This is a genomic window from Shewanella sp. JNE2, from assembly GCF_023159115.1.
GTDB lineage: Bacteria > Pseudomonadota > Gammaproteobacteria > Enterobacterales > Shewanellaceae > Shewanella > Shewanella putrefaciens.
Genome location: NZ_CP096169.1, coordinates 1,578,545 through 1,596,778, shown reverse-complemented (window position 1 = coordinate 1,596,778; position 18,234 = coordinate 1,578,545). Strand labels below are relative to the sequence as shown.

Below are 18,234 nucleotides of genomic sequence, written 5' to 3'. Positions count from 1 at the left end.
ATCTCACTATCTGTTGTTTTTTTGTTCTCGATTTGTTTTTCACCTGTGGTTTAACTACCTCTTTAGAAATAGAAAGATCCAAGTCACACATTAGCAAAGGCCTTGGAGATTTTAACGGCATGTTAGGTTAGCCTTTCCTTGGGGAATTCTATTTCCAGCATTAACTTAAGTCGCCTCTAGTTATCAAAAACACAGACATAGAATCTGTATGAGCTAGAATATAAGCGGTTAAGCAATGCCAAACCTATGCAGGGAAAAAATGATGAACGCATATAAATCTAAAATCGCACTGCTGTTAGCAGCAAGTGCAGTCTCTATGGCCTTAGTGGGCTGTGGTGGCAGCGATGGTAATGATGGTAATCCTGGAGAACCTGGTGGCGAGCCTGCTGGTACAATCCAAACATTAAACTTCAACTTTGAGAAAGCCTTAATAAAGGACGGCTTGCCGAGCCTTCAATTTCGAGTAACTAACGAAGATGATATGCCCGTTGTTGGGCTTCAATATTTCAAATTTTACGCTGAGCAACTGGTTCCTCAGGGAGCAACAGGTGCTGGTGATGCGTCAAAATGGCAATATCTTATCGATGAAACTTGTGATTTAACGCCTGCAGTTAAAAAATGTACTGGTACGTTAGTCGATCACAAAAATGGTACCTACAGCTATGACTTCGGTACTAACCTCAAAACAAGTACCCGTGCAACCTATAACGGTGAGTTAGCCCAGCGTATTGTACTGAATAACTATGTTCGCGGCAGTACACCAGCACCATTACCTGATGGCACCACGCTACCTGTCTTTACTGGCATATTTGACTATATGGCAGACACGGGGGCTGATGCGACTTATAGCCGTAAAATCGTTGCAACTGAAAGCTGTAATACTTGCCACGATAAAGTGATTAACGCCAAACATTACACCAATGATGTTAATTTCTGTGCGAGTTGCCATACTCCTGGCCGAGTAAAAGCAGGCAATGAATTTAATGTGTTAGTCCATGCTAAGCATAAAGACTTAACCTTAAATGCATTAGATAGCTGTCAAAGCTGCCACGCTGAAAGTGATGCCGCGCCAGATTGGAGTAATTGGTCACGTATCCCAACCGCTGCTACCTGTGGTAGCTGTCACAGCACAGTGGACTTTGCCGCAGGTAAAGGCCATTCACAACAGCTTGATAACTCAAACTGTATCGCCTGTCATAACAGTGCTTGGACCGCTGAACTTCATACAGTGAAAACCACTAATAAGAAAGCGGTTATCGCTCAATTAGGTATGGCTGCAACATTGGTTGGTCAAGCCGATGATACCGCTGTCCTCACTGTATCCATCCTAGATAAAGACGGTAAGGCGATTGATGCTGCAAGCGTACAGAGTAAAATTAAGCGTTTAGAAAGTATCACTAACGTGGGTCCAAACTTCCCAATTATGGGCTACAACCCAAGTCCAGGTAGTGGTAAAGCTAAAATCGCTAAAGACCTCGTTAAAGATGGTGCACTGCAAGAGGGTGTTACTCTTGTTGACGGTAAACTGGTATTTACGACCCCTGCACTGCCTTTCGGTGCTGGCGATACGGATACCGCCTTTACCTTTATCGGTCTAGAAATGTGTAGCTCAGGCTCTAGCTTAATCGCTTGTGCAACGGGTAGTGAAACCACCAGTATGAAAGCTGAGTTAGCCTTTGGTACCAAATCTGGTAATGCGCCAAGCATGCGCCATATCAATTCAGTGAAATTTGATACTTGCGTAGGCTGTCACAGTGATACCTTTGAAATTCACAAAGGTCACCATGCGGGCTTTGTGATGACAGAACAATTAGGTCGTCAGCTTAATGGCAAAATGACAGTTGGTGTTGATGCTTGTGTCACCTGCCATACCCCAGATGGTACTTACGCAAGTGGTGCTAACAAAGGTGCATTGGAGATGAAATTACACGTTGTTCACGGTAAACAAGGTGTCATCAAAGAATGTACTCAATGTCATAACGACTTCAACCTCGATTCATTCAAGGTCAAAGGCGCTCTGGCAACTGCTGCGGGTAAATACACCACACCAATCACAGCCACTTGTATTTCATGCCATACGCCAGAATCCATTGGCCACGGCTTAGAAAATATGGGCGCGATTGTGAACGGTGATTACACCCAAGCCAACCAGGCAGTGCAGTCAGAAACCTGTTTCTACTGTCATAAACCCACTCCAACAGATCACACTCAAGTGAAAATGTAATTTGCCCAAGCGGGGGGAGTCTAACTCCCCCTTTCTTGAAATTTGTTGGGACAAATTGGGAAGCCTATTATGAAGAACAACTTAAAAATGAAAAAGTTACTACCTACACTTGCCATGTCTTTGGCGGTGTCGGTAGTCATGTCATTGTGTCTTGCTCCGAGTGCTCATGCCTCGAAGTGGGATGAAAAAATGACGCCAAAGGAAGTCGAAGCCACCTTAGATAAAAAGTTCGCTGAAGGGAGTTATTCTCCTAAAGGGGCGGATTCTTGTTTAATGTGTCACAAAAAGTCTGAAAAAGTCATGGACCTCTTCAAAGGTGTTCATGGTGCGATTGATTCCTCTAAGAGCCCAATGGCTGGCCTACAATGTGAAGCCTGTCATGGTCCAATGGGGAATCACAATAAGGGTGGCAATGAACCGATGATCACTTTCGGTAAGCAATCCACCTTAAGTGCCGACAAACAAAACAGTGTCTGTATGGGCTGTCACCAAGATGACAAACGTATGTCTTGGAATGGTGGTCACCATGACAATGCTGATGTTGCCTGTGCCTCTTGTCACCAAGTTCACGTAGCCAAAGATCCTGTGTTATCAAAAAACACTGAGATGGAAGTGTGTACTAGCTGCCATACCAAGCAAAAAGCAGATATGAATAAACGCTCAAGTCATCCATTAAAATGGGCTCAAATGACCTGTAGCGATTGTCATAACCCCCATGGGAGCATGACGGATTCCGATCTTAATAAGCCTAGCATCAACGAAACCTGTTATGCCTGTCACGCTGAAAAACGCGGCCCAAAACTTTGGGAGCATGCACCCGTTACTGAAAATTGCGTCACTTGCCACAATCCTCACGGTAGTGTGAATGATGCCATGCTAAAAAACCGCGCGCCTCAGTTATGTCAGCAATGTCATGGAGGTGAGCACGCCAGTAGTAAGGGGCATTATTTAGGAAACACTGGTTTAGGCGAAAACGTGGGTGATTATGCCTATACGGGTGGAAGAAGCTGCTTAAATTGCCATAGTCAGGTTCATGGTTCAAACCATCCATCTGGCAAGCTATTACAGCGCTAAGGAGAAGATAAAATGAAATTTAAACTCAATTTGATCACTCTGGCGTTATTAGCAAATACCGGGTTTGCCGTTGCTGCTGATGGTTATGGCATTGCTAATGCCAACACTGAAAAGGTCAAACTTTCAGCATGGAGCTGTAAGGGCTGCATCGTTGAAACGGGCGTATCTGGTACTGTGGGTGTGGGCGTTGGTTATAACAGCGAGGATGATATTCGCTCGGCTAATGCTTTTGGTACCTCAAATGAAGTCGCCGGCAAATTTGACGCTGACTTAGCCTACAGTGGTGAAAAAGGTTATCGCGCCAACATTGATGCCTACCAATTAGGTATGGATGGCGGGCGTTTAGACATTAATGCAGGCAAACTTGGCCAGTACAATGTTAATGTTAATTACCGCCAAATTGCGACTTACGACACCAATAACGCCTTAACACCTTACTCAGGTATTGGTGGAAATAACTTAACATTGCCAAGCAATTGGATTACTGCTGGTTCTAGCAGCCAAATGCCGTTATTGATGGATAATCTGAACTCACTCGAACTGTCACTCAAACGTGAACGTATGGGGTTGGGTTTTGCGTATCAAGGCGAATCGCTGTGGAGCACCTATGTGAACTACATGCGTGAAGAAAAAACCGGCTTGAAACAAGCATCTGGTAGCTTCTTCTACCAATCGATGATGTTAGCAGAGCCTGTGGATTACACCACTGACACCATTGAAGCGGGTATTAAGCTTAAGGGTGATCGTTGGTTTACTGCACTTAACTATAATGGTTCTATTTTCAAAAATGAGTACAACCAGTTAAATTTTGACAGTGCTTTCAACCCCACCCATGGTGCCCAAACCCAAGGTACGATGGCGCTTGATCCTGATAACCAGGCACACACAGTGTCATTGATGGGACAGTACAACGACGGCAGTAACGCATTGTCAGGCCGTATTCTGACTGGGCAAATGAGCCAAGATCAGGCATTGGTGACGGATAACTATCGTTATGCGAATCAGCTCAATACCGAAGCTGTAGATGCCAAAGTCGATCTACTGGGTATGAACCTGAAAGTCGTTAGCAAAGTCAGCAAGGATCTTCGCTTAACAGGTAGTTACGATTACTACGACCGTGACAATAATACCCAAGTTGAAGAATGGACTCAGATCAGAATCAATAATGTCAACGGTAAAGTGGCTTATAACACACCTTACGATAATCGTACGCAACGCTTTAAAGTGGCGGCAGATTACCGTATTACCCAAGGTATGAAGCTCGATGGCGGTTATGACTTCAAACGTGACGAACGTAATTATCAATACCGTGAGACCACGGATGAGAATACCGTTTGGGCACGTTTTAGAATCAATAGCTTCGAGATGTGGGACATGTGGGTAAAAGGCAGCTATGGCCAACGTGATGGCTCGCAGTATCAAGCCTCCGAATGGACATCTTCTGAAACCAACAGCCTGTTACGTAAGTACAATTTGGCTGACCGTGACAGAACCCAAGTAGAAGCACGTATCACCCACACGCCTATCGATAGTCTAACCATTGATGTTGGTGCCCGTTATGCGCTTGATGATTATACCGACACAGTAATTGGTTTAACGGAGTCAAAAGACACCAGTTATGATGCCAATATCAGTTATATGATCACCACTGACTTACTGGCGACGGCGTTCTACAACTACCAAATCATTAAATCGGATCAGGCGCAAGTTGACATCAAAGAAAGCAGCACGCCCAATTGGTTCAGCTATATTGAAGACAAGGTTGATGTCGTTGGTGCTGGCATTAGTTACAACAATTTACTTGAGAACAAGCTACGTATGGGATTGGATTACACTTATTCAAACTCCGACAGTAACACTCAAGTAAGACAAGGTATCACTGGCGACTATGGTGATTATTTTGCCAAAGTTCACAACATTAACTTATACGCTCAATATCAAGCCACCGAGAAAATGGCTTGGCGCTTAGATTATAAAGTTGAGAACTATAAAGATAATGACGCCGCGAATGATATCGCTGTTGATGGCATTGGGAACGTTGTAGGCTTTGGCAGCAATAGCCATGACTACACGGCACAGATGATCATGCTAAGCATGAGCTACAAACTCTAGCGTTTAATCGGTTTATATCTAAAAGCCCGCATTTTGCGGGCTTTTGTTTAAGCGCTACGACAAGCAAAAATCTTGAATAAGATCAGACTCTGGAGTGAAAGTCCGTTGATAAAAACCATATTTCTTGAGTTTTAGCTCACTTTAGCGGATCTTAATTCAATCTTTTGGTTAATCGTTTGAGCCCATGCAAATTAAGTCTTCCATCTTCCCACATCAATGGTTGTCATCATTGCTCACGTTATTGTGCCTAAGCCTGCTACCCTTACCCGCTTCAGCCTTTGACGCCTCTGGCGGTATTGCCAGTATTTTTATCATTTTAGGATTAGGTGGTTTTACCTTACTTAACTTATTTTTACAGGGGTTATTCTTTTGGGCTGGTAAATATCGTAGCAAGCGTTTTACCTATGGTCATGTCTTAAGCGCATCGCTTATCCCCATTATTAGCCTAGTACTGGCCCTTTATGATCATCGAGGATGGAGCGACTTTGCCCTTAACTTTGGCATTATTTGTGTTGGCACAGGCTTAATATTACTGCCATTACAACTGAATAAAATTGATAAAGTCACCAACCGCAATGCTGACTGGATTTTAAGTATCGGCGCACTCATTCTCTTTTTATTAAGCTATTTAATCCCGCCTTTGTGTTTTTTTACGCTTGTCGTTGCCCATATTTGCCTTGCATCTACGCCAAGTAAAATGCCTAAACTCTTAAGCTATCTTGGTTTAGCACTAGGTTACACACTATTGATTTATTGGCTCTATCAAACAGTTATTATGCTGCAACACTAATGAAAATAGCCTCTCAAGGTGCATGTACAAGTATGCCAAGTTCAGCATCCATGACATCTTTATTAGCAAAGATAAGGGCATGCAATCAGTGCCAAGCCCATTTGCCCTTAGCAGCTAAACCCATATTACAAGCAAGTCGCCAAGCGCGAATTTTAATTGCAGGCCAAGCACCGGGGATTAAAACCCACGATAAAGGCATCCCGTTCGACGATGCTAGCGGTGAGCGGCTACGCTCTTGGTTAAATGTCACTCGGGAGCAATTTTACAATCCAGCCCTTTTTGCCATCATTCCTATGGGATTTTGTTTCCCTGGCAGTATTGAAAGAAACGGTAAGAAGCAAGGTGATAAACCACCCCGCCCCGAATGCGCCGCCACTTGGCATCCTCAATTATTAGCATTAATGCCACAAATTGAGCTGATAGTGATCCTAGGGCAATATGCCATCGATTATCATCTTCCCCGCGAACTTTTTACCGAATCTACCACCCCACTGGATAGACTAGATACGGCAACGCACACACCTCGCAAACTGAAACAAAAGTCCATCACAGTGACGCAAGCAACTGAGCAATGGCAACAATGTTGGCCAACGTATATTGTGTTACCTCACCCTAGCCCACGTAATAACCGTTGGCTTAAGCAACATCCTGAGTTTGAAACAGATCAGTTACCGAGATTAAGAGCGCGTGTTTTATCCCTATTACAGCAGCAAAACTAGGCCCTTTTATGTATCTTCTCGATTCAGCCATAGCCAAACAAATTGTCAGTCGCACCATGAAAATCATTGGTCACAATATCAATGTGATGAATGGCCAAGGGATGATATTAGGCTCAGGGGATCCTAAGCGAATAGGTTCCATCCACGAGGGCGCACTATTAGCAATTGCTCAAAATCGCAATGTCGAGATAAGCCAAGAGGTCGCAGCAAGTCTGCATGGTGTCAAACCCGGTATCAATTTACCTTTGCATTATCAAGGACAAATTATCGGTGTTGTCGGTATAACAGGCGATCCTAACGAGCTAACCCATTACGGCGAATTACTCAAAATGACCGCCGAAATGATTGTTGAGCAAGCCAACCTGCAAGATAAACTGCAATGGGAAAATCGCCAAAGAGAAGAGTTTATCCTGCAGCTTATCAAAGCAGAAACCGATGATAGGCAGTTACATCGCTGGGCAAAACAACTGGATATTGATATGAGTATGCCAAGAGTCGCGGCTATCATAGAGATCAGTGAGAAAAGTACGCCAATAAAAATACCGAAACGGCCCTCAGATCCCCTTGCCATTGACTTAGCGGATACCCTTCAAGTGAATGCTACTGATGATCGTAACCACAGGGTCGGTGAAACCCTTAAGCAAGTGTTGCATTTACTGCAATACCCCGATCGTGGCAACTTAATAGCCATGACCTCCATGTCGCAGCTTGTGATTTTAAAACCCGCTTTTTTAGATGGAAAACAGTGGGATCCAGAGCTTGAGAATCAACGTATAGATCGATTGCTCCAGCGCTTACCCGCGCAGATGAACCTTAATTTTAAAATCGCCCTAGGTCATTTTTTCCCCGAAAACGGCGGTATTGCACGCTCCTATCAAACGGCACTGGAAACCTTAGCACTGGGTAAACAACTCAACCCAGAAGGGAATAAATACCTGTTCGAAGATTATTCACTGCAAGTACTGCTTTCAGGGCTTAAACATGACTGGCGTGGCCAAGCACTGGCAACGCCTTATCAACAACTTGCAAAAGCGGATAAAAACGGTCAATTACGTAAAACCTTAGCCGCCTATATCACCCACTTCGGTGATGCCCAGCAATGTGCTAACACCTTATTTATTCACCGTAATACCCTAAGGTATCGCCTCGATAAAATTCAACAAATCACCCAAGCCGATATTCAATCCTTACATGGATTGCTAAGCCTGTATCTCGGGCAGCTTATTGATTCTTCAAAAAACACGGGGTAATCCGTAAAACTAAAATAGGCTAAGCCTGTAAGTAAAAATAATGGGTCGATTGAAAGATTTATACCGTATCCCCTTTCTTATTGGGTCAGAGCCATCCGGACTCAATTTATAGAAAGGAATGACCATGAACCCGAACTCACTCACGTTACTTGTCAAAGCGAGCATTATTGCAGGTTTTACCTTGATTTCACCGATACTCAGTGCTGCTGAAAAAACCATTCCTGAATTAGTCGATGCCATCAATGGTACACCCGATGCCGCCAGTCGAGCAGCGGGAAAAGCAGTAAAGCTGCGTAATCATGCGAAAGGATTTTGTACATCAGGCACTTTTAAGCCAGATCCACAATTGCAAAAAACCTTAGATATTCCTTTTTTTCAGCAAGAGGCGATTAAAGTTACCGCCCGCTTTTCCCTTGGAAGAACAAATCCACAGATTTCCGATAAAACTCCTGGACGCTTTCTTTCCCTCAAAATTGATGGTGAAAAGGAAAATCTCAATTTTGTGACGACTAACGTCCCAGTGTTTTTTGCCAGTAATCTTGAGGATTTTTTTACCTTTCAGACCAAGGTGAAACAAGGCGCCGAAGGTCGGCAGTGGCTTATCGATAATCAGCCCGATGCTAAAGCCTTTTTCGATTACCTAAAGCAATTGCCACCCAGCCCAAGTTTTGCCAATAGCCGTTATTTTGGCGTAAACAGTTTTCTCTTTACCACCCAAAAAGGTGGTGCTCAACACAGTGAAACGGTCGCGGGTAAGTGGATTTTTGAGCCCGTGGCAGGTACTGCCGCCCTCAGTGCCAAAGAGCTTTCGGATCTCAGTGATGATTTTTTAAAAGCTGAATTACTCGAGCGCATTAAAACCCAACCAGCACAATGGAACCTCTATATTCAACTTGCCGAAGCGGGCGATGAGATTAATGACCCAACCGTGATCTGGCCTGAAACCCGCCAGCGCTTGTTGGTCGGCCAAGTGATAATTAATGGTGAAAGAGACAGCGATCCCCAAGTGATGCAATGCGATAAAGGCATATTTAACCCGCTGTTATTACCCAAGGGAATTACCGCGTCGGCCGATCCTATACTCAATGCCCGTACTGCCGCTTATGTTGAGTCATTTATTCGCAGGCAATAACCTCAGCCACTCAATCCCACATTAATCCCCATTGTTAGCACGACAATGGGGATTAACTCATAAGCGACAACATTTAAGCGGTTCTCTTTATATTCATCCCACCATTTTTGTGCGCACGCACAAAAATGGGGCGGGATAACTCGGTAATTCCGTGGGTTTAACCAAAGCTATTCAAATATGCCTGCACAATAATAGGATGACCTTAAAGCACCCCGGATTTGGACTCATGCCCAAATCAGAGATGCACCCTACAATATCAGTCAAAACCTCAGCCAAGAACTGAACGGGACAAACTATGAACTTAGTGCTTATTCTTATCGGCGTGATCGCATTTATTGTTATCGCGACCTCAAAATTTAAATTACACCCCTTTTTAACCTTAATCCTCGCGGCCTTTATTGCGGCTTTCGCCTATGGATTACCCAGCGGAGAAATCGCCAAAACCATCACGACGGGTTTTGGTAACATTTTAGGCTATATCGGCTTAGTGATTGTTTTAGGAACAATTATTGGCATTATTCTCGAAAAAAGCGGCGCAGCGATTACCATGGCCGATGTGGTTATTAAAGTATTAGGTAAACGCTTTCCGACATTAACCATGTCGATTATCGGTTATCTGGTGTCGATTCCGGTCTTTTGTGACTCGGGTTTTGTCATTTTAAACGCGTTAAAGCAATCGATGGCTAACCGTATGAAGGTTTCAAGCGTGTCGATGAGTGTTGCCTTAGCCACAGGTTTATATGCAACCCACACTTTTGTCCCACCGACACCTGGCCCTATCGCAGCAGCCGGTAACTTAGGCTTAGAATCAAATTTAGGCTTAGTGATTGGCGTCGGGTTATTTGTTGCAGCGGTAGCATCACTCGCAGGGATGTGGTGGGCAAACCGTTTTGCTGGCGTTGAGCCAGATGGTGAAGGCGCAGATGAGCTAAAAACACAATTAGAAGATTATGAATCACTGAAACAAAGCTATGGCGCGCTACCTAGTCCACTAAAGGCCTTCGCACCTATTTTTGTGCCTATCCTGTTAATTTGTTTAGGCTCTATTGCTAACTTCCCTTCTGCACCATTAGGCAAAGAAACCCTGTTTGATGTGCTAGTGTTCCTCGGTCAACCCGTTAATGCGCTGCTTATTGGTCTGTTTTTATCCTTAACGCTATTAAAAAGCGAAAATAAAATCAGTGAATTTAGCGAACGTATTAGCCAAGGACTTGTCACCGCAGCCCCGATTATTTTAATCACGGGAGCCGGCGGCGCCTTTGGTGCTGTGTTAAAAGTTACCCCTATTGGTGACTTTTTAGGTACTTCACTGTCAGCCCTTGGGGTCGGTATCTTTATGCCCTTTATCGTCGCCGCAGCACTAAAATCGGCGCAGGGTTCATCCACTGTGGCGTTAGTGGCAACTTCTGCCTTGGTTGCACCTATGCTTGGCGATATTGGTCTTGGCAGCGAGATGGGCCGAGTACTGACGGTTATGGCGATTGGTGCAGGTGCGATGACGGTTTCCCACGCCAATGACAGCTTCTTCTGGGTTGTCACTCAATTTAGTCGTATGAGCGTTAAGCAAGCCTATAAAGCCCAAACCATGGCAACCCTAATTCAAGGCGTCACCGCCATGATTACCGTTTATATTCTAAGCCTAGTGCTACTCTAATCTAGCGCTAATCTCATCCTTGGGCGCGTGACTGCGCCCAAAAAGCTGTAGGATTTTTAATGAAGATAGTTATCGCCCCCGATTCATTTAAAGAAAGCTTAAGTGCACTCGATGTCGCCAACGCCATAGAGCAAGGTATTAAACAGGTGATCCCCGAATGTAACATAGTTAAAATTCCCGTTGCCGATGGCGGCGAAGGTACAGTGCAGTCTATGGTCGATGCCACAGGCGGCAGTATTGTTAATCTAGAAGTCATGGGGCCACTTGGGCATAAAGTACAAGCTCACTATGGCATTCTCGGTAATGGTTCAAATAGTCACGCAAATAACAAACCCCATCAAGGCGCAATTGCCGTCATTGAAATGGCCTCTGCCTCTGGGCTACACCATGTGCCAAGGGAGCTTCGTAATCCACTTATCACCACAAGTTATGGCACGGGCGAGCTAATTTGTGATGCGCTTAATCGGGGGATAAAGCACATCATTTTAGGGCTAGGCGGCAGTGCCACTAACGATGGCGGCGCGGGTATGGCTCAGGCGCTGGATATTCTATTGCTGGATAGCCAAGGTAAAAGCCTCCCTGCTGGCGGCGCTGCGCTGGCCAATCTTGCCAGTATTGATATGACCAACGCCCATCCATTACTCCGTGAATGTACCTTTGAAGTCGCCTGCGATGTAGATAACCCCCTGTGCGGTGAACGGGGTGCTTCGGCGATTTTTGGCCCACAAAAAGGCGCAACACCTGAAATGGTTAAACAGTTAGATGCAGCCCTTGCTCACTATGCCAATGTGTTTGCAACCACTGCCACTTTGGATCACCGTGAACAAGCTGGCGCAGGTGCGGCGGGCGGCATGGGATTTGGTGTAATGGCCTTTTTAGATGCAGAACTGAAACCCGGTGTTGAAATTGTGATGAAAACCGTAGGCCTTGCTGACAAAATCCGCGGTGCCGATTTAGTGATCACAGGCGAAGGCCGCATCGATGGACAAACCATTTTTGGCAAAACCCCAATGGGGGTTTTAAAACAGGCCAAACTTCAAGGGATCCCAACGATTGGTATTGCTGGCTGCCTAGGGGAAAATGCCAATGCCGTTCTAGAGCAAGGAATGTCAGCGATTTTCCCTATCATCCCGCACTTAAGTCCGCTTGATGATGTACTGGCAAATGCCAAACTAAATCTTTCTAATACTGCACGTAATATCGCCTCAGTGATTGTGTTAGGCCAAGGCATTCCAAGGGGTTAACTCAGAGACCAGAAGAACTTATTGATCACAGCTTCAAGGCGTCACAATGGCGCCTTATCCATTTAACCCCTGAAGCATCGTCTGTATTTATTACTTGATGCCTAAAAGACCTTGCAGTAAAGTGAGCTCCCTTTTTGGTAATCCGTTAGATTGAATTTAAGAGTCCTAGGTTTCATTGTCCTCTTTGGAAGAATTGACGGTTTCACTATAAAAATTAATAGACGGCACGCCCCATGACCCAAAAACTCCCTCGTCAAGCCACGGCATCTGAAGAAAGCCTAATGCGTATATTTACCGTGCCCGAAGATGCAGAATCGACGCTAAGTATTATCGAGCAGAAGCTTTCCGAGGATTTAGCAGGCTTTTTGGGTGACAGCATTGCCGCGCTCGAAAAACCTTTGTCGGAAATCGAAACCGATTTTCAAGCCTTTAAGATCCCAACTCAGCCGCGTTTTGTCTCCGATTACACCGATGAAATTATGCAAAATCTGGTGGCGCATTCGGTACATACCTCTGCGCCAAGTTTTATTGGTCATATGACATCGGCCCTGCCTTATTTTGTGTTGCCCCTGTCGAAAATGATGGTAGGTCTGAATCAAAATCTGGTCAAAATCGAAACTTCTAAGGCATTTACACCGCTTGAGCGCCAAGTGCTTGGCATGATGCATCATTTGATTTACGCCCAAAATACGGATTTTTATCAAAGCTGGATGCACAGTGCGAATCATTCCCTCGGGGCTTTTTGTTCGGGCGGTACGGTTGCCAATATCACGGCGCTGTGGATTGCCCGTAACCAATTATTAAAGGCAGATGGTGAGTTTAAAGGTGTTACCCGCGAAGGGCTACTCAAGGCGCTGCGCTATTATGGTTATGATGATTTAGCGATTTTAGTCTCGGAACGCGGGCATTACTCCCTAGGTAAAGCGGTCGATCTGCTCGGTATTGGTCGCGACAATATCATTAGTATTCCCACGGATAGCCACAATAAAGTCAATATCGCCAAGATGCGCGAAGCGGCGCTTGAACTTGCCCGTAAAAACATCAAGGTATTGGCAATTGTTGGCGTGGCTGGTACAACCGAAACCGGTAATGTCGACCCGCTGATTGAGTTAGCTGCGCTGGCAAAAGAGCTAAATTGCCATTTCCATGTAGATGCAGCATGGGGAGGTGCGAGTTTATTATCCAATAAATACCGCCACTTACTCGCAGGTATCGAACTTGCCGACTCAGTGACTATTGATGCCCACAAGCAAATGTATGTGCCTATGGGCGCTGGCATGGTGTTATTTAAAAACCCCGAGTTTGCCCACGCCATTGCCCACCATGCAGAATATATTTTGCGCCGTGGTTCAAAGGATTTAGGCAGTCAAACGCTGGAAGGTTCGCGCCCCGGCATGGCGATGTTAGTGCACGCTTGCTTACAGATCATCGGCCTCGATGGTTATGAAATCTTAATCAATAACAGCATTGAAAAAGCCCGTTATTTTGCCGAACAAATCAAAGCCCATAAGGATTTTGAGCTAGTTACTGAGCCTGAACTTTGCCTACTAACCTATCGTTATGTGCCCGCCAAGGTGCAAGCCGCGATACAAGTGGCGATTGAGCAAGGTGACACTGCAAAACTTGCCCGCTTTAATGAACTGCTCGATGGGCTTACCCAGTTTATTCAAAAGCACCAGCGCGAACAGGGCAAATCCTTCGTCTCCCGCACCCGCATCTCCCCCGCCCGCTATTTTAGGCAAGCGACCGTGGTGTTTCGCGTAGTACTCGCCAACCCCCTCACCAGCCATGAAATTCTAAATCAAGTGCTGGTCGAGCAAAGCGAGATCGCTGCATTAGATAAAGAGTTTCTACCCGCGCTAATGGCGATGGTGGCTGAATAGCGAGTGATTTAGCGTAAGCTTTAAATCTCATTCAAATACAGAGTGTTAATCACAAACAGCCGCAAATATCTTGCGGCTGTTTTGCTTAGTGATACAAAGTTAGTGCAACGTTGGCCAAGCGAGAAGCTTTAGCAACCCTTCTAAGATTAAAAGTAGGGTAGAGTTCAAAACATGTATCCATCACTCTGTTGTACGCCGAATTCAACTGCTTCCGTGACACGCCGTGAAGCCATCCATGGCGGCTCTACGATGACATCCATGTCATCGAAGGTCACGTCCGCAATCGAATTCGCCTTAGCAAATCTCGGTGTAATCTGCGACAACGTTTGAAAAAGATGAGAGTTTAACTGTTGTGCACATGCTCTACCCCTTAACCAATTAAACGGCGAACAGACGGGAAGCGATTAGCGGCATAGACAACGCCGACAGCAATCACCACAAATGGCAGGTATTTTTTAAGCATGTTATTCCCCTTGGGATACACAGCCTCACGGCAGAATTGAGCGCCACACGGCGGGTTAACGCGCCTACGCTTCACCGCGTTGGCTAAGTGTGCTGATAGGTATACGGAGATTTTAGGCGGGAGAAAAGCGTACCCGTTAACGGGTACATTATTTGTTGAGTATAATCACTGAATCTCTCAATTTTAGATTTAAGATATCTTCCAAATGGGATTTAATTTCTAAATTAAAATAAATTTTCCAATTGTAGTTACTGTCCTGTTTTGCAGAAAAAATACCACTGTAATTTCTCTCAATCAAATGAACATAACTTATCTTTTGTTTTGAGGCATGTATTTCCACACATTCATCACTCATAAATAACTTTATTATCTCACAAAGATTGACATCCTTTTCTTTGGCATCACACACCGATAACGCCAACTCTTTACTAAAGTCACTAATGGCAGTAAGTATTTCATTTTCATACAAACTATTGATTTTGAAAACTGCATTCCCTCGCGTCTCACCTATGTTCGTAATCAGCCTGTTATTTCGCAACGTGATGTACCTATCGTCAAATCTAGAAAAATCAAGAGTTTCAGCTTCTAATAAGTAATCTAAAACAATTAATTCAGGAATTTGTAATGACTTAACTAATTGAATGATTCTAATTCTGTTAGCTTTGTCAATTTTCGACTTCTTCTTGAACTCTTTATAATTAGAGTAAAAGTTGCAAATACGGTTGTAAATTCCAATAGTCAAACTTTTTATAACCACTGACACACAAAGAAAGATAAGAAGTAGTAGTATTGTGTTATTTTCTTCACCAAAAATATTAATTTTATGTTTGACTAACTCAGCACTAACAAAATCACCAAAAAAATAAAGAAGGATAAATGTCAGCAAAATAATTATTGCTCCATTAAGTGCATTTATAAAGGAGAAAATTTCTTTAAATACTGAGAATGATAATGGGTCTGACATGTAAATCCTTATAATTTTTGGTAGTTAGCAAAATCTTACCTATTAGTCATTATTTTCTCCACTGATTTAGAAGTAATTTTGCCTTTGACGACCTCATTGGTGTTCATATCCTTCATCACATAATCCAACGGTACCAGCTTGAACAGTACACTGGGACTAATATCCATTTCTGCGGCCATCATGCGGCGGTCGGCGGCGCGGCTTAGGCGACCACAAATAAGATAGAAGAAAAGACAGGCTTGAATCTTTTGAATTAACAGTTAACTCTGAAGTAACAGAATACACTTCCCCTCGGAGTTGCCGCAGGGCATTTGCGTTCGTTGCGTGAGCGAGGCATGGTCGTTCTCGTGCATCCATGCACTTCACGACATTCAGACATCCTGCCTATCAGATGCCGAGATAGCGTCAGTCGAATCAGGGACGAGCGTCTGACGCGGTAGCATAAGGACGCTAAATGCCCAAGGGGCTTTGAACTCCGTTAGGGGCGTCTTGGAGCATCCAAGGAGGATAGGACGAGCAGTCCTCCTTGGTCGGGTGTGGGGTGAAGCCCCACGACGTTGATTTAGCCTTTAAAATAAAAAGCATCTGACCCCCTCCTAAATCGTGGTATGAAGAGTGAGAACATCCACATATTTTGAAAGCTAAAAGTGAATTTATGCCCTAATGTGCTGACTTGAAATGAAAATCAATAGTGTGGAAGCTGGCTGAAAAGATACACCGGAATTAACGAAATTAAGCACTATCATGGAAGTGACCGTTGACGGCATGGATGCCGTCGTCGAGCCCTCAGGGATGAGTTAATGGCGTGTCACTGGAATGAAAGTGCTTAATTGTGACACGGTTTATAGTCTCATCATCAAGCACGTGAGCGTTGCTATATGGTAGCCTTACTCACCCACCGCCCTAAATCACATAAGAACTAAGATGCTTTATATTCGAAAAATCATTTTGCCACTGATCATGCTAAGTCTTGGTGCATAGTCTGCTTTTACTCAAGCACAGGACACCAGCGCGTTATGGGGTAAAAAGTACACAGAGGTGAAATCGAGTTTATTGGCTGCTGGCTGGGCAAGAGTAAGGAAATCTACATATCTCTAAGATTAAAGGTGGAAGACATTCCCATAAATACCAGCTTGAAAATGAAAGATTATAGTGAAAAATGTGTACAGGTATGGGTTTTGTTAATAATTAACGGTATTTATAATCAACTACATATGGATAAGTAAATTACTCGTCAATTTTATTATTTACCGACAAATTAGCAACAAATGGCTTCATCTAACGAAAATACTATTTAAATCTTGCAGCCAGATGCAGGAAAAATTATGGCCGCTAGGCCGAGTTGAGAAAATGATTTAGCTTGAGGGTATTTGCGTTGCTACTGATATTGTAGATTTCGAGAGGTTTTATAAGCCGCTGTGGATTATATACAGGCGTGATATTCAGTTGATACCTCGATATTTTTGACATAATACCGAAAAATCATCTTTTGGATTAAGCAAAAAATCCTTACCTACAATTGAAGTGATTTCTGATTCTAAGATTAATGGATTATCTATTTTAAAAATCCGTCTTTCATTCAGTTTACTTTTTAACAGAAATTCACAGTGACGCTGATAAAATAATTTATCAAACTGACCACTCGCAATAATTCTTTTAAGACCGACTTGTATTCTCTGGGCTAACCGAGGCTGATTAGGAGACACATAATAATAGGTGGCCAGCGGTATATGTAGCAGGATATTGTCATCCACAATGAAATCTGGATAACGTTGCTTGAACAGTTCAACTTCTTGAAAAGCTTCATTAACCCCTCGGCCAAATGTCACAAAGCGCCCCATAGATAACATATTGAATAAATTGTCATACTGAGTACTTTCTATCACGTTGAAACCTGCTTGTTGCATTGCTACTTTAGTAGACCATTGACTACCTGAACCTGTATCTAAAGACGTTAACTGTGCCAGTGTGTTTATATTGGCTAAAATAGATAAATTCTCCTTTTTAATGTAAGCGGTTAATAAACCCCACATACCAATAATACCAATACTTTGACATAGTGCCTTTTTCATCGGAGGCACTATGAACCAAGAGCAAAAGCGCGCCCATTGGGCAACAGTTGTTGAGCAACAAAAACAAAGCATGCTTTCCATCAAGCAATTCTGTGCAGACAGCGGCATCAGTTATCAAACCTTCTACTATTGGTCTAAGCGATTGCGTTCTCCTGACGCAACGCAAACACTTCAGCCTATTATTTTCAATGAATATGAAGAGACGAAGGCTGAGTCGGTGATCATTACTTTTGCCAATGGTATTCGCGCTGAATTACCAACAACACTGAGTACCGCTCAGATCAAACACTGGGTAGATGCCTTGCAATGACTCCCTCCGGCAAGGTCTTTCTGGTCTCCGGTGTCACCGACATGCGAAAGTCTATCGATGGTCTGTCGCTCATTGTCGCCGAACAACTCGACATGGACCCGTTCAGCGAGGCCTGGTTTATATTCTGTAATCGCGGACGCGATAAACTCAAAATCTTGTTTTGGGATACCAACGGGTTTTGGCTTTACTATCGCCGTTTGGAGAACGGTACCTTCAAATGGCCTCGCCCGAATTCCCAGGGCGTGATTGTCATTAGCAAACCGCAACTTCACTGGTTGCTCTCTGGGCTGTCACTCGAGAACAACAAAGCCCATCGGCCCTTAAATGGGCTAGAAGTGTGATG

The 18,234-nt window shown here is 44.1% G+C and carries 14 protein-coding genes; 12 read left to right on the top strand and 2 right to left on the bottom strand.

Annotation, left to right across the window (positions count from 1 at the left end):
• The first annotated feature begins 259 nt into the window (after positions 1-259).
• The 10 genes from MZ182_RS07105 (at position 260) to panP (ending at position 14,082) form a co-directional block, all read left to right on the top strand.
• The gene (locus MZ182_RS07105) at positions 260-2,224 is read left to right on the top strand and encodes an OmcA/MtrC family decaheme c-type cytochrome (RefSeq protein WP_248066401.1); all 1,965 of its coding nucleotides are present in this window, start codon (positions 260-262) and stop codon (positions 2,222-2,224) included.
• A gap of 69 nt (positions 2,225-2,293) precedes the next feature.
• A complete protein-coding gene (locus MZ182_RS07100; protein WP_248066399.1) occupies positions 2,294-3,298 on the top strand; it encodes a DmsE family decaheme c-type cytochrome in 1,005 nt (334 codons plus the stop codon).
• Positions 3,299-3,310: 12 nt separating this feature from the next.
• Positions 3,311-5,410, top strand: coding sequence for an MtrB/PioB family decaheme-associated outer membrane protein (locus MZ182_RS07095; protein ID WP_248066397.1), 2,100 nt, complete (start codon positions 3,311-3,313; stop codon positions 5,408-5,410).
• A 184-nt stretch (positions 5,411-5,594) separates the two neighbouring features.
• Positions 5,595-6,200, top strand: coding sequence for a hypothetical protein (locus MZ182_RS07090; protein WP_025007503.1), 606 nt, complete (start codon positions 5,595-5,597; stop codon positions 6,198-6,200).
• A gap of 50 nt (positions 6,201-6,250) precedes the next feature.
• Positions 6,251-6,919 carry a uracil-DNA glycosylase family protein gene (locus MZ182_RS07085; RefSeq protein ID WP_411028095.1) on the top strand — a complete coding sequence of 223 codons (669 nt, stop codon included), beginning with the start codon at positions 6,251-6,253 and terminating at the stop codon, positions 6,917-6,919.
• 8 nt (positions 6,920-6,927) lie between these two features.
• The gene (locus MZ182_RS07080; protein ID WP_011789907.1) at positions 6,928-8,169 is read left to right on the top strand and encodes a sugar diacid recognition domain-containing protein; all 1,242 of its coding nucleotides are present in this window, start codon (positions 6,928-6,930) and stop codon (positions 8,167-8,169) included.
• 124 nt (positions 8,170-8,293) lie between these two features.
• Positions 8,294-9,301 (top strand): catalase family peroxidase, encoded by a 1,008-nt coding sequence (locus MZ182_RS07075; protein ID WP_248066391.1) that lies wholly within the window; start codon positions 8,294-8,296, stop codon positions 9,299-9,301.
• 295 nt (positions 9,302-9,596) lie between these two features.
• Positions 9,597-10,955: a GntP family permease gene (locus MZ182_RS07070; RefSeq protein WP_011789909.1), complete on the top strand. Its 1,359-nt coding sequence runs from the start codon at positions 9,597-9,599 to the stop codon at positions 10,953-10,955.
• Between the two features lie 59 nt (positions 10,956-11,014).
• On the top strand, positions 11,015-12,199 hold the full coding sequence (locus MZ182_RS07065) for a glycerate kinase (RefSeq protein WP_248066389.1): 1,185 nt from the start codon (positions 11,015-11,017) through the stop codon (positions 12,197-12,199).
• Between the two features lie 233 nt (positions 12,200-12,432).
• A complete protein-coding gene (panP, locus tag MZ182_RS07060) occupies positions 12,433-14,082 on the top strand; it encodes a pyridoxal-dependent aspartate 1-decarboxylase PanP (protein WP_248066387.1) in 1,650 nt (549 codons plus the stop codon).
• Between the two features lie 611 nt (positions 14,083-14,693).
• On the opposite strand, the gene MZ182_RS07055 is transcribed toward panP, so the two are convergent.
• Positions 14,694-15,509 carry a hypothetical protein gene (locus MZ182_RS07055; RefSeq protein WP_248066385.1) on the bottom strand — a complete coding sequence of 272 codons (816 nt, stop codon included), beginning with the start codon at positions 15,507-15,509 and terminating at the stop codon, positions 14,694-14,696.
• A gap of 1,442 nt (positions 15,510-16,951) precedes the next feature.
• On the bottom strand, positions 16,952-17,581 hold the full coding sequence (locus MZ182_RS07050; RefSeq protein WP_248114742.1) for a hypothetical protein: 630 nt from the start codon (positions 17,579-17,581) through the stop codon (positions 16,952-16,954).
• Between the two features lie 10 nt (positions 17,582-17,591).
• On the opposite strand from MZ182_RS07050, the gene tnpA reads away from it, so the two are divergent.
• Positions 17,592-17,891 carry an IS66 family insertion sequence element accessory protein TnpA gene (tnpA, locus tag MZ182_RS07045; protein ID WP_248085116.1) on the top strand — a complete coding sequence of 100 codons (300 nt, stop codon included), beginning with the start codon at positions 17,592-17,594 and terminating at the stop codon, positions 17,889-17,891.
• Entirely contained in the window at positions 17,888-18,232 is a 345-nt protein-coding gene (tnpB, locus tag MZ182_RS07040; RefSeq protein ID WP_088585868.1) for an IS66 family insertion sequence element accessory protein TnpB, read from the top strand. Before tnpA ends, tnpB begins: the two co-directional genes overlap by 4 nt.
• Positions 18,233-18,234: the final 2 nt, after the last annotated feature.